Source organism: Mesorhizobium sp. M0518 (assembly GCF_040321125.1).
Classification (GTDB): Bacteria; Pseudomonadota; Alphaproteobacteria; order Rhizobiales; family Rhizobiaceae; genus Mesorhizobium.
The window spans coordinates 363248-376274 of record NZ_JAMYQY010000002.1 but is presented as its reverse complement, the minus strand read 5'-3'; the positions used below and the strand labels follow the sequence as shown (position 1 = coordinate 376274).

13 protein-coding genes are annotated in these 13027 nt (G+C 61.4%); 12 read left to right on the top strand and 1 reads right to left on the bottom strand.

The genetic code is table 11. The features are described from left to right. The first annotated feature begins 73 nt into the window (after positions 1-73). The 11 genes from NKI66_RS04825 to NKI66_RS04775 all read left to right on the top strand — a co-directional run bounded on the left by NKI66_RS04825 (position 74) and on the right by NKI66_RS04775 (position 11279). Positions 74-1561, top strand: coding sequence for a DegQ family serine endoprotease (locus tag NKI66_RS04825; RefSeq protein ID WP_128305868.1), 1488 nt, complete (start codon positions 74-76; stop codon positions 1559-1561). 47 nt (positions 1562-1608) lie between these two features. Further along, positions 1609-2916 (top strand): replication-associated recombination protein A, encoded by a 1308-nt coding sequence (locus tag NKI66_RS04820; protein WP_352751086.1) that lies wholly within the window; start codon positions 1609-1611, stop codon positions 2914-2916. A 64-nt stretch (positions 2917-2980) separates the two neighbouring features. Next, entirely contained in the window at positions 2981-3160 is a 180-nt protein-coding gene (locus NKI66_RS04815) for a DUF930 domain-containing protein (protein ID WP_502900203.1), read from the top strand. Between the two features lie 161 nt (positions 3161-3321). Continuing rightward, positions 3322-4152: an aspartyl/asparaginyl beta-hydroxylase domain-containing protein gene (locus tag NKI66_RS04810; RefSeq protein WP_127295791.1), complete on the top strand. Its 831-nt coding sequence runs from the start codon at positions 3322-3324 to the stop codon at positions 4150-4152. A gap of 100 nt (positions 4153-4252) precedes the next feature. Then, positions 4253-5044 (top strand): hypothetical protein, encoded by a 792-nt coding sequence (locus NKI66_RS04805; RefSeq protein ID WP_245273249.1) that lies wholly within the window; start codon positions 4253-4255, stop codon positions 5042-5044. A gap of 256 nt (positions 5045-5300) precedes the next feature. Then, positions 5301-5969 carry a hypothetical protein gene (locus tag NKI66_RS04800; protein WP_245273248.1) on the top strand — a complete coding sequence of 223 codons (669 nt, stop codon included), beginning with the start codon at positions 5301-5303 and terminating at the stop codon, positions 5967-5969. A gap of 76 nt (positions 5970-6045) precedes the next feature. Further along, positions 6046-6420 (top strand): fluoride efflux transporter CrcB, encoded by a 375-nt coding sequence (gene crcB / locus NKI66_RS04795; RefSeq protein ID WP_023812077.1) that lies wholly within the window; start codon positions 6046-6048, stop codon positions 6418-6420. Between the two features lie 62 nt (positions 6421-6482). Beyond that, on the top strand, positions 6483-7463 hold the full coding sequence (locus NKI66_RS04790; protein WP_023812076.1) for an RluA family pseudouridine synthase: 981 nt from the start codon (positions 6483-6485) through the stop codon (positions 7461-7463). 62 nt (positions 7464-7525) lie between these two features. Further along, positions 7526-8398 carry a DMT family transporter gene (locus NKI66_RS04785; protein ID WP_050592714.1) on the top strand — a complete coding sequence of 291 codons (873 nt, stop codon included), beginning with the start codon at positions 7526-7528 and terminating at the stop codon, positions 8396-8398. A gap of 11 nt (positions 8399-8409) precedes the next feature. Further along, a complete protein-coding gene (locus NKI66_RS04780; protein WP_352751084.1) occupies positions 8410-9201 on the top strand; it encodes an ATP12 family chaperone protein in 792 nt (263 codons plus the stop codon). Between the two features lie 191 nt (positions 9202-9392). Continuing rightward, positions 9393-11279: an MFS transporter gene (locus NKI66_RS04775; RefSeq protein ID WP_023812073.1), complete on the top strand. Its 1887-nt coding sequence runs from the start codon at positions 9393-9395 to the stop codon at positions 11277-11279. A 104-nt stretch (positions 11280-11383) separates the two neighbouring features. On the opposite strand, the gene NKI66_RS04770 is transcribed toward NKI66_RS04775, so the two are convergent. Then, positions 11384-11581, bottom strand: coding sequence for a DUF2735 domain-containing protein (locus tag NKI66_RS04770; RefSeq protein ID WP_352751082.1), 198 nt, complete (start codon positions 11579-11581; stop codon positions 11384-11386). 315 nt (positions 11582-11896) lie between these two features. Here NKI66_RS04770 and NKI66_RS04765 point away from each other — a divergent pair, with 315 nt between their 5' ends. Beyond that, positions 11897-12937: a glutamine synthetase beta-grasp domain-containing protein gene (locus NKI66_RS04765; protein WP_023812071.1), complete on the top strand. Its 1041-nt coding sequence runs from the start codon at positions 11897-11899 to the stop codon at positions 12935-12937. Positions 12938-13027: the final 90 nt, after the last annotated feature.

Sequence of the window (13027 nt, the reverse complement as noted above, 5' to 3'; positions counted from 1 at the left end):
TTCAGCGGCTTAGCCTTTCATTTTGCACAATCGTCGGGACAATGCCCCCGAACCTGCCTTGGAGGATTCGCGAATGCGCGCCAGAAGACTGCCCTTTGTTCTGCTTTTCGCCGTCATGGCGTTTGCGGCCGCACCGGTGGTCAGGCAAGCATTGGCCGAGGATACCAAGACGGATCCCGGCCTGTCCGATGTGCTGACCGACCTGCTGCATGGCGTGGAAGGCGAAAACGCCACGGCTGGGCCCGACAAGCGCGTACCCTTCGGCCGCGAGGAGGTGCAATTGTCCTTTGCGCCGCTGGTCAAGCAGACAGCCCCGGCGGTGGTCAACGTCTATGCCTCGCAGACCGCCAAGGTGACGTCGCCTTTCGACGGCGATCCGTTCTTCGAGGAATTCTTCGGCCGCTCGCAGCCGCGTGCGCAGTCTTCGCTCGGCTCCGGCGTGCTGGTCGATCCGACCGGCGTCGTGGTCACCAATTACCACGTCATCAAGGATGCCGACCGGGTCAAGGTGGCGACGGCGGACGGACGCGAGTTCGACAGCAAGGTGCTGCTCAAGGACGAGACACTCGACCTCGCCGTGCTCAAGATCACCTCGGACAAGCCGTTTCCGGTTATCGCCATCGGCGATTCCGACGCGCTTGAGGTCGGCGACCTGCTGCTGGCCATCGGCAACCCCTTCGGCGTCGGCCAAACCACCACCAGCGGCATCGTCTCGGCATTGGCCCGCAGCCATATCGGCGTCTCCGATTCCAGCTTCTTCATCCAGACCGACGCCGCCATCAATCCGGGCAATTCCGGCGGTGCGCTGATCAACATGGGCGGCCAGCTGGTGGGCATCAACACCGCCATCTACAGCCGCAGCGGTGGTTCGATCGGCATTGGCTTTGCCATTCCCTCGAATATGGTTCGCGCTTTTGCCGACGCGGCCAAGGCCGGGCTCGACTTCTTCGAGCGGCCCTATGTCGGCGCCGAGTTCGAAGCGGTGACGCCGCAGATCGCCGAATCGCTCGGCATGGAGAAGCCGACCGGTGCGCTGGTCTCGTCGGTCGAAGCGACCGGTCCGGCCGCCAAGGCAGGGCTCAAGCCCGGCGACGTGGTGCTGCAGCTCAACGGCAGGCCGGTCGAGAGCATCGAAGCGCTGGACTACCGGATGGCGACGCTGTCGATCGGCACCACCGCCAATTTCGCGGTTTTGACCAAGGGCCAGCAAGCGGCGATGGATATAGCGCTGGAGCGTGCTCCGGAAGGCATGAAGGCTGCCGAGGTGACGCTGCATGGCCGCAGCCCGTTTTCGGGCGCCAAGGTCGCGGAGCTGTCGCCCCGGCTCGCGCAGCGGCTTGGCCTGCGCACGGACATCAAGGGCGTCACCGTGGTCGACATCAACCGCGATTCTCCGGCCGCCGATTTCGGCTTCCAGCCGGGCGACATCGTGCGTGAGGTGAACGGCACCACCATCGATACCGCGGCGACCCTGGAGCTGGCGGCCAAGACGGATACGCGCTGGTGGCGCTTTACCGTCGAGCGTGGCGGGCAGATAATGCGTCAGGTGTTGCGTTATTAGGGCTGGTTCCGTGCATTCGGGCTCATGCTCCAACGAAAAAGAAGTGCATGGCCGATCTGTTCAGCGTCGATGAACCGGAAAAGACCCCGCCTGGGCGGCCGCTGGCCGACAGGCTGCGGCCGAGAAACCTTGGCGAGGTCGTCGGCCAGGAGCATCTGACCGGCCCTGACGGCGCGCTGACCCGGTTGATCGGTTCCGGCTCGCTCGGCTCGATGATCTTCTGGGGGCCGCCCGGCACCGGCAAGACCACCGTGGCGCGCCTGCTTGCCGGCGAAACCAGCCTGGCATTCGAGCAGATATCGGCTGTCTTTTCCGGCGTCGCCGACCTGAAAAAGGTGTTCGAAGCGGCCAAATTGCGCCGCACCAATGGCCGCCAGACCTTGCTGTTCGTCGACGAGATACATCGCTTCAACCGTGCCCAGCAAGACAGCTTTCTCCCGGTCATGGAGGACGGGACAGTCGTGCTGGTTGGCGCTACGACCGAAAACCCGTCCTTCGAACTGAATGCCGCTTTGTTGTCACGCGCGCGCGTTCTGGTCTTCCATTCGCTTGGCGAGGAGAGCATCTCCAAGCTGATGGTGCGGGCGGAGGAGACCGAGGGCAGGGCGCTGCCGCTCGATGACGAGGCGCGGACCATGCTCATCCGCATGAGCGATGGCGACGGCCGGGCCTCGCTGACGCTCGCGGAAGAAGTCTGGCGGGCAGCCAAACTCGGCGAGGTCTTCGATCCCGAGGGACTGCAGCGCATCGTCCAGCGCCGCGCGCCGATCTACGACAAGGGCCAGGACGGCCATTACAATCTGATCTCGGCGCTGCACAAATCGGTACGCGGTTCAGACCCTGACGCGGCTCTCTACTATCTCGCACGCATGTTCGATGCGGGCGAGGATCCGCTCTATCTAGGCCGCCGGCTGGTGCGCATGGCCATGGAAGACATCGGCCTTGCCGACCCGCAGGCGCTTGTCGTCGCCAATGCCGCCAAGGATGCCTACGACTATCTTGGCTCGCCCGAGGGCGAGCTGGCTTTTGCCGAGGCCACCGTCTATCTCGCCACCGCGCCCAAATCCAACGCCGTCTACAACGCTTTCAAGGCCGCCACACGGGCCGCCAAGGAACACGGCTCGCTGCTGCCGCCCAAGCACATCCTCAACGCGCCGACCAAGCTGATGAAAGCGGAGGATTACGGCGCCGGCTATCGTTACGACCATGACGAGCCGGATGCCTTTTCCGGGCAGGATTATTTTCCGGAGAAGATGGGCCGCCAGACCTTCTATGATCCGCCCGAGCGCGGCTTCGAGCGCGACATCAGGAAGCGGCTCGACTATTGGGCGAAGCTGCGCAAGGAGCGGGAATAGCGGGTTTGCGTGAGGCCGTGACCAGATCCGCCGATGGCATCCGGATTTTCAGCCGGCGCGGGTCGTGTCTTTTGCTGCGGGCGCGAATGGCGCGGCTTTCCGCAGCCGCAGAAACTGGTATGGTCTAAAGTTCAGATGCCAACTGGCTGGGGACGGCGAAAGCGTCGTCGGCTTCGAATTCCTGGTTGGCGATCTGGTTCCCAGGGAAAAATGGGACGAGCTTGGCCTGCCGGCGGTGCATTGACCTGATACCGGAAGGTTTTCACCAGGCAGCCAGCCGGCCACGATAGCAGGGCCGTTGTGTGGTAACCCAAAAAACCTTATCAAGGCGCACGACCGGGCGGTGGTCGTTGCCGTGATTTGGGCACTTCATTCGCAACAGGATCGCGCTTCGCGCGTGGAAAAATGACAAAAACCCTTCGCAAGTCTCTTCGCAAATTCGCCATTGCCATCCCGCTTCTCGCCCTTGGCTTCTATTTCATTCCCATCCTGACGACGATCTTCATCATCTGCGGCCTGATCGACGTGCTGCGCAACGACCGCAAGGATCTGTCGCTGTTCTCAGGCTATTTTCTCGGCAACGGCCTGTTCACCTGGCTGCTTTCGCCGTTCAATCTGCTGGTCGACCTCTTGTGCTACAGAAATCCGGGCGTCTGGAAGCTGGAGCAGTTTCCCGCCGACTATCAGCGCGAGGTCAACGAGGTCCTGGACATCTTCAAAGCGCGCAAGGACGAGATCATTGCCGACATCGACGCCAATTTCGGCGCCGGCCGGCGCGGCATGTATGTCTACCAGTGGTACGGCAAGCACAGGATCGATAATGTCGCCGAGTTCAACAAGGATTTCAAATATATCAAGACCATAGCCGTTTCCGTCTTCAGCAAGCGCGAATCGACGTCCTGGCATTTCGGCCCGCTGCGGCTCAGCCTGCGCATCCTCTACAATCTGATCCCGGTGAAGTCGGAGATTTTCGTCGAGTGCGGCAACGTCAAGAATTACTGGTACGACAATCCGCTGTTCATCTTCGACGACACGCTGCTGCATCGCTCGGTCAACGAGTATGACGGCCGCCGCTACTGCGTGTTCATGGACATTATCAGGCCGTCTCCGGTTCCCCGTCTCATCGCGGGCATGCTCGCCATCGTCTCGGTCAGCGTCGAGCGCATCAATTCCATGTTCTACAAGAACTGGAAGATGATCGGCTCGACCAAGCCGAAAAATGCCGGGACGACCTGAGCTTTAGAGAACCGGCGCTGCCGGCGGCATTTGGGTGCTCCGCATGTGAGATTTGGCCCATCCTTGTGGCCGCTCATGCGCCGGAACGGCTCCTGGCTGCATGAACGGCGGCCCCGGGCTGACTTTGACAGTTCTGCCTCTCCCCTCCTGGCGGCTTCAAGTGACGAAGAACAGATCTCTCGGATTTTGGGCAACGACCTATGTGTGCACCGCTCTGCTGGGAGTTGCTCTTGCTCTCACCTATGTAGGGCTTGAACAGCCTGTCTATTACTGGGACTTCGCTGCCTATTTCGACACGTTCAGCCAGCAAGGCACGCTCTTGGTTCAGAGCCCTCTCGAATGGCTCAGCCACCTGAGAACCTCGATAGCCACGGATGACTACAGTGCGGCGATCCTGGTGCCGCTGATGCCGTTTCACATCATTTTTGGCGATTCGAGGTTTTCCTACATCGCCGGAACAGTCGCTGTTTATCTGGTCCCGACCGCTCTTCTCATCGGCAGAATAAGCTATCTGGAGGCGGCGACCGGAACATCTTCATGCCGAAGCTGGCTCACCGTATGGATTGCGGCCTTTCTCTACACGCCCTTCTGGGCGGCGACGCTCCGTGGGTTGCCTGACATTGCCGGCTGTTTCGCGCTTTGCGCGGCAACCTATTTTCTCTGGAAATCGAGGTTCCTGACCCATGAACCGGTGATCAGCGGAATACGTGTCGGCGTATGCCTGTGGTTGGCATTCGTGCTGCGCCGCTGGTACGCCTATCCCGTCATCGGGGTCGGAATTTCCGCAGCCTTCTTCTGTTTTCTGCAGGCGAAAGACCGGGACTTTCCGGCACTCCGCAATGCCGCCGTCGGGAGCCTGTGTGCGATCCTCGTGGTATCGGAGCCGCGCTGACCTTCCAGCAACCCCTGATCCTCAAGATACTGGGAACCAGCTATGGCGACCTTTACAGCGGATACAAGACAAACTTCGGTTCACAGCTTGGCCAGGTAGGATCGCGGCTCAGCTATGTGAACTGGCTGTTGATCGTATTTGGCCTTTACATCTCCATCATACGCCGAAAAACAGATTTTCCCTGTTCTGTGCCGTTGCTTCGGCACTCACCTTCGTCCTCTTCACCCGCATGCAGGACCCGGATCGCCATCATTCGGTGCCAGTATTTCTTTGGCTCTTTCCTGCCTACGCCCAGGCAATCGTTGCGATCGTTTCGATGCCGGCACTGAGATCGCTATGGTCGAACGCCGCGATAGCCGTTGCCGCCGGGCTGGCGTTTTTCGGTACTTTTTTCCCGACTGGCCGCCAGGTGCTGTCACCGATCAGCTACGTCTTTGCCAGCGAAGCCACGCTCCCGCTGCACCTCGACAATCTTCCAGAATACAGGCGCCTTATCGATGACCTTCTTGGAAAGATGGGACCTGAGGACCGGTTGTCGGTGTTTGCATCCAGCGGGATGATGAGCGATTCATTGCTGTATGAAATGGACAAGGACCTTTACCCTCGCATCGAGTGGGCTTGTCAGGTCGATAGTCGCGATCGATTCAGACCGGCGACGTTGAAGTCCAAATACGTTGTCGTGACCGACCCGCCCGTTATCCATCTGCAGCCGGGCGCGCAGCTCTGTGTCTCGATACCGGACCAATACATTGTCGAGGGCAAAGGCATCGCCGCAGCATACAGGCGCATCGCGGCGTACCAGCTGTCCGGCGACGTCAAGGGCTACCTCTACGAACAGGTGCGCCCAATCGGCAAAGCGGAGATCGATGACCTCTATAACGAGTTCAGGAAAAAATATCCGAGATGGGCAACGCCTGAGTGGTGACGAACTCGGCCGATCCGTGCGGTTGCGCGCGCAACAAGGGATTGACCGGGCAGCCGTGCGGGGGCAGTAAACGGTCATGTTCAATCTGCTTCTCGTCGTCGTCGGTGGCGGCATCGGTGCCGGAATTCGTCACCTCACCAACATCGGCGCATTGCGCCTTGTCGGCCCAAACTATCCCTGGGGCACGATGGCCATCAACGTCATCGGCTCCTTCGCCATGGGGCTGTTCATCGCCTCCATGATGCGCCGTGGCGGATCGAACGAGGTCAGGCTGTTCGTTGCTACCGGCATTCTTGGCGGCTTCACCACCTTCTCCGCCTTTTCGCTCGATTTCGCGACGCTGTGGGAGCGGGGAGCCACGCTGCCTGCACTGGCTTATGCCCTTGCCAGCGTCGTTGGCGCCATTATCGCCCTGTTTCTGGGACTTTGGCTCGCAAGAAGCCTGCCTTAGTGCTATTGCCGCGCCAAGAACAGGCCGAGCTTCGCTCGGGAAACGGATAAGCGACAAAAAACATGGCAGGCGTTGAACAGATCACGGTGGAGGCCGGCGAGGCGGGCATGCGGCTCGACCGCTGGTTCAAGACCCATTTCCCGGGCCTTGGTTTCGGCCATTTGCAGAAGCTTCTGCGCTCCGGCCAGATCCGTGTCGACGGCGGCCGGGTCAAGGCCGACACCCGTGTCGAGCCCGGCCAGATGGTTCGCGTCCCACCGCTCGAGGTCGACAAGAAGGGCGAGAGTGCGCTGACCGGCCACTCGATCCGCAACCAGGGCGATGCCGATGTTCTCGCCAAGATGCTGATCCATGAGGACCCTAAGGTTTTCGTCTTCAACAAGCCGGCGGGCCTTGCGGTGCAGGGCGGCTCGGGCGTCACCCGCAATGTCGACGACATGCTGGAAGCCTGGCGCAACCAGAAGGGCGAGAAGCCCAGATTGGTTCACAGGCTCGACCGCGACACTTCGGGTGTTCTGGTCGTCGCCCGTAGCCGGCTGGCCGCCATGAAGCTCTCGGAAGCGTTTCGCGCCCGCGAGACCAAGAAGACCTATTGGGCGCTGGTTAAGGGCGTGCCGCCCAAGCGCGAGGACAAGATCTCGACCTGGCTGATCAAGGAGCCGACGCCGGACGGTGACCGCGTGCGGGTCGCCGCGCATGGTGAAAAGGGCGCCGACCACGCTGTGTCCTACTACCGCATCATCGAGCAGGCGGCGCAGACGATGACCTGGCTGGAGATGGAGCCTTATACCGGCCGCACCCACCAGCTTCGCGTTCATGCCGCCCACATCGGCTGTCCGATCCTGGGCGATCCGAAATATTTCGAGGCCGACACCAACTGGGACTTTCCCGGCGGCATTCAAAACCGCCTGCATCTGCATGCGCGCCGCATCATCATTCCGCATCCCGACAAGGGCGTCATCGATGTCACCGCGCCAATGCCGCCGCACATGCGACAGAGCTGGAACCTGATCGGCTTCGACGACGCCAGCGCGGAGGACTGATCGTGAGCGGCGCCACCGACGGGCTCGCCACCGATACGCTTGATCGTCGCGACACGGTCGACATGGCCGCCGCCGCCATCATGGTCGGGCTGACCTTTTCCTGGGGGCTGAATTACGTCGCCGCCAAGATCTCCTACGCTGGCTATGATCCGGTTTTCCTATCGATCGCGCGCTCGATCATCGGCGGCCTGTGTGTCTTTGCCTGGTGCCGGTGGCGCGGCATCGCGCTTTTCACGCGCGACGGGACCTTGCTCGCCGGCATCGCGGTTGGCGCGCTTTTCGGCATCGAGTTCCTTTGCCTTTATGTCGGCCTGGAGCATACGACCGTTGCCCGCAACACGCTGCTGGTCAACACGATGCCGTTCTGGATGCTGCTCGGCGGCCATTTCCTGCTTGGCGAGCAGATCACGTTGAGAAAATTCCTTGGCCTGCTGCTGGCCTTTGCCGGTCTTGCCGCGGTGTTTTCCGACAAGCTCGGCGGCGGCGGAGACATGCTGTTCGGCGATCTCCTGAGCCTCGGCTCCGGATTCTTCTGGGCTTTGACCAACATCCTCATCAAGCGGTCGAAGCTGGTCGAGGCGAGCGCCGAAAAGCTTCTGCTTTACCAGCTCGCCGGGGCAGCGATCGTAGGCGTCTTGGTGCTGCCTCTCGCCGGCCCGCCCGTTCGCGATCCGACCGTGCTGCCGACTTTGGCGCTGCTTTTCCAGGCTGTCTACATCGTCGCCTTCACCTATGTGCTGTGGTTCTGGCTGCTGCGGCGCTATCCGGCATCAGGCCTGTCCAGTTTCACCTTCCTGTCGCCGGTTTTCGGCGTGCTGTGCGGCGCCATGTTCTTGAATGAGCCGCTGACCATGCGCATTTTCCTGGCACTTGGCCTAATTGCCGCCGGCCTGATCATCGTCAACCGGCCGGCGCGCAAGCTGACGCCGGTGTAAGAGAGACCTTCATGCGTGATATCCTCAACGACCTCGAAGCGGGCAAATATCTTTCCCATCCCGATCCGGTGCGTCGCGCCCAGATCCAGATGAAGACGCATCTGCCGAAGCGCTTCTACAAGGCCGCCTCTGTCGCACCTGTCGACAATGGGTTTGCCGTGCATCTCGACGGCAAGCCGGTGCGCACCCCGAGCAAGGCGCTGCTGGCGCTGCCTACCGAGGCAGCAGCAGTGCTTGTCGCCGACGAATTCGCCGCCCAAAGCGAGACCATCGATCCGGTGACCATGCCGGTGATGCGTCTCGTCAACACCGCCATCGACGGTGTCGCCAGCGACCCCCAGGCGGTGCTGGAGGATATCCTGCGCTTTGCCTCATCCGATCTGCTCTGCTATCGCGCCGACGCACCGCAAGGGCTGGTGGAGCGGCAGAGCCAGCATTGGGACCCGGTGATAAACTGGGTGAGGGGAACACTCGGGGTCCGCTTCAATCTCGCCGAGGGCATCATCCATGTCGAGCAGCCGCGCGAGACCATCGCCGTGCTGGGCAGCCATCTTGCCCAGCGAACAGAGCCGCTGCGGCTCGCCGCCATCCATGTGATGACGTCGCTGACCGGTTCGGCTCTGCTGGCGCTGGCTGTCGATTTCGGCGAACTCGATGCCGATCCTGCCTGGGCCGCTGCCCATGTCGACGAGGACTGGCAGATCGAGCATTGGGGGCAGGATGCGGAGGCCGTTGCCCGCCGCGCGGCTCGCAAGCGCGACATGATGGCTGCTGTCGGCCTGCTGGAAGCGCTCAAGCGCTAAGGAGTTTTCCCAGCTCGCCCGGATTCATCCCGCAGTGCACCTAATACCAAAGTCATAATCCCAAAGACGCGCTGCCTTTGGCAGGCGCTTTCTGTCATTTTTCCGAATGGCTGTCGTTGAGTCCGTGCTCGGAGGAGAACGCGGACGGTGTCGCGCAGCATCGAGAACGGGTCTCACGGGAGGATAACGCAATGGCAATCGCATCGACCGCCGGCGGAGCAAGCCGCGGCATGACGCGGGAGGAGAAGAAAGTCATCTTCGCTTCCTCGCTCGGCACCGTTTTCGAATGGTATGATTTCTATCTCTACGGCGCATTGGCCGGAGCGATCGGCGCGGCATTCTTCGCCTCCTATCCAGAGGCGACTCGCAACATCTTCACGCTGCTGGTTTTCGCCGCCGGCTTCCTGGTGCGCCCGTTCGGCGCGCTGGTGTTCGGTCGCATTGGCGATCTCGTCGGCCGCAAATACACATTTCTTGTCACCATCCTGATCATGGGCCTGTCGACCTTCCTGGTCGGCCTGCTTCCCGGCTCGGCGAACTGGGGCATTGCGGCGCCCATCATCCTGGTCGGGCTGCGCATGCTGCAGGGCCTGGCGCTCGGCGGTGAGTATGGTGGTGCGGCGACCTATGTCGCCGAGCATGCTCCCGACGATCGCCGCGGCTTCTATACGTCGTGGATTCAGACGACGGCGACGCTCGGCCTGTTCCTGTCGCTGATCGTCATCCTGGTCGTGCAGAATTCGCTGAGCAAGGAGGATTTCGCGGCTTGGGGCTGGCGTATTCCGTTCCTGCTCTCGGCCATACTGCTCGGCATATCGGTCTGGATCCGCCTGTCGCTTGCCGAATCGCCGACTTTCCAGCGCATGAAGGACGAGGGCAAGGGCTCCAAGGCGCCGCTGACGGAAGCCTTCGGCCAGTGGAAGAATGCCAAGATCGCGTTGCTCGCGTTGTTCGGCCTCACCGCCGGCCAGGCTGTGGTCTGGTACAACGGCCAGTTCTACGCGCTGTTCTTCCTGGCGAATGTGCTCAAGGTCGACCCACAGTCGGTCAACATCATGATCGCGATTGCGCTGGCGCTCGGCGCGGTCTTCTTCGTCGTGTTCGGCTGGCTATCCGACAAGATCGGCCGCAAGCCGATCATCATGGCCGGTCTCGCGCTGGCGATCGTCACCACCTTCCCGCTGTTCAAGGCGCTGACATGGGCCGCCAACCCGGCGCTCGCCACCGCCCAGCAGAACACGCGTGCGACGGTGACCGCTGCTCCGGGGGACTGCAAGTTCCAGTTCAATCCAACCGGAACACGCAAGCCTCTCACCTCGTGCGATATTGCGACGGACTTCCTGGCCAAAAGCTCGGTGCCCTATGATATCGTCACGACAGCGGCAGCGGGAACAGCGGCCAGCGTCAAGATCGGCGCCGAGACCGTGACGTCTTACGACGCCGTGGCGGCCGCTGATAAGGCTGCTCCAAGCGATGCGGCTTTCAAGAAGGCGATCAACCTGGCGCTTCAGGACGGCGGTTATCCGCTGAAGCGTGCTGCCGCCAAGGTTGCTGACCAAAAGCTCGACGCTTTTGTCGCGGCCAATCCCGAACTGAAGCTCGACGCGGCAGCCATTCGCGCCGGTGAAAAGGCAACTGTCCCGCTCGCCCAGGCGGTCAAGGACAAGCTGCTGACGGCCGATGAGGCTGCCGGCGCCACGGACGTGACCGTCTACAGTGTTCCGGCGGCCGGTGCGTTCGCGATGTTTGCCGACCCGGCGGCGGTCAACTGGGCAAAGGTCATCGGCATCCTGTTCATCCTGGTCCTCTACGTGACCATGGTCTACGGGCCGATCGCGGCGATCCTGGTCGAGATGTTCCCGACCCGCATCCGCTATACCGGCATGTCGCTGCCCTATCACATCGGCAATGGCTGGTTCGGCGGCCTGCTGCCGGCGATCGTGTTCGCGCTCAGCGCCTCCAAGGGCGATATCTACTACGGCCTCTGGTATCCGGTGGTGATCGCGGCGATGTCGCTGATCATCGGCATGATCTTCGTCAGGGATACGCTGGGAACCAACCTGCACGACAAGCAGTAGCTGACAGCTCCAGCATACAAAGATAAAGCCCGGCGCGAGCAATCGCGCCGGGCTTCCTCTTTTCAGGCCAATTATCCGTTGACGAGGGCTGCTGCCCCTCTGTGTCAGCTCTTGCGGCCCCGGGCCTCATCCTCGACGGCTGCCTCATGGTACCAGCCGTCGCCGAAGTCTGCGCGGGCACCACGCAGCGAGGCAAGCTCTGCCGCAAACTTAGCCCTTCCGCTCAAATTTGAGGCAGAGAGGCGCGCTGCCGCCGGGAACATCAGAATTTTGGCCGACGGTCGTGTGGAAATGATTTCCATGCCGGATTCCTTTCTTCCGCCGAACCTTTTCGATTCAACTTGGTCCAAAGATAAGGTCTGCAATCAAGTTAGGCAATATGCCTATGAAAAGATCAGTATTTGCACACTATTTGTGCAAATAACGATTGTGATGGATCCGGGCGCATTGCTTAGGCGCTCACCGACTTTCGAGCGGATGCCGCGTCAATTTTGCCGCACCCTCCGGACCAAGAATGGCACACGAATTGCATTTTAAGTGTGCGGCAGGCCGTCTGCTGACGGCAGACGCATGTCGACGCCGTTCAGTGTTCGGTGATCAAGCAACGAGAGGCTAGAATGACGAAATACAAGCTCGAGTATATCTGGCTCGATGGATATACCCCGGTCCCCAACCTTCGCGGCAAGACGCAGATCAAGGAATTCGCCGAATTCCCTGATCTTGAGCAGCTGCCGCTGTGGGGCTTCGATGGTTCCTCGACCCAGCAGGCCGAAGGGCACAGCTCCGATTGCGTGCTGAAGCCGGTTGCGGTCTATCCGGATCCCGCCCGCACCAACGGCGTGCTGGTCATGTGCGAAGTCATGATGCCCGATGGCGTGACGCCGCACGCATCCAACAAGCGCGCCACCATCCTCGATGACGAGGGCGCCTGGTTCGGCTTCGAGCAGGAATATTTCTTCTACAAGGACGGCCGGCCGCTCGGCTTCCCCGAGAGCGGCTATCCCGCACCCCAGGGCCCGTACTACACCGGCGTCGGCTATTCCAATGTCGGCTCCATTGCGCGCCAGATCGTCGAGGAGCATCTCGACCTCTGCCTCGCCGCCGGCATCAACCACGAAGGCATCAACGCCGAAGTTGCCAAGGGCCAGTGGGAATTCCAGATTTTCGGCAAGGGCTCCAAGAAAGCCGCCGACCAGATGTGGATGGCCCGCTACCTCATGCAGCGCCTGACCGAGAAGTACGGCATCGACATCGAATACCACTGCAAGCCGCTTGGCGACACCGACTGGAACGGCTCTGGCATGCACGCCAACTTCTCGACCGCCTATATGCGCGAAGTCGGCGGCAAGGCCTATTTCGAAGCGCTGATGGCGGCCTTCGACAAGAACCTGATGGATCACATCGCCGTCTACGGCCCGGACAACGACAAGCGTTTGACCGGCAAGCACGAGACCGCGCCGTGGAACCGGTTCAGCTATGGCATTGCCGACCGTGGCGCCTCGATCCGCGTGCCGCATTCCTTCATCAAAAGCGACTACAAGGGTTATCTGGAAGACCGCCGTCCGAACTCGCAGGGCGACCCCTACCAGATCGCCTCGCAGATCCTGAAGACGATCGCCTCGGTTCCGGCAAGCGCCCAGGTTTCGGCCGCCGCGTAAGCGTTTCGGACTGCATGACAAGAAGACCCCGGCGTTTCGCGCCGGGGTTCTTTTTTGGCCGTTACCCGGCTGACGGCATTCCTGGGAAAA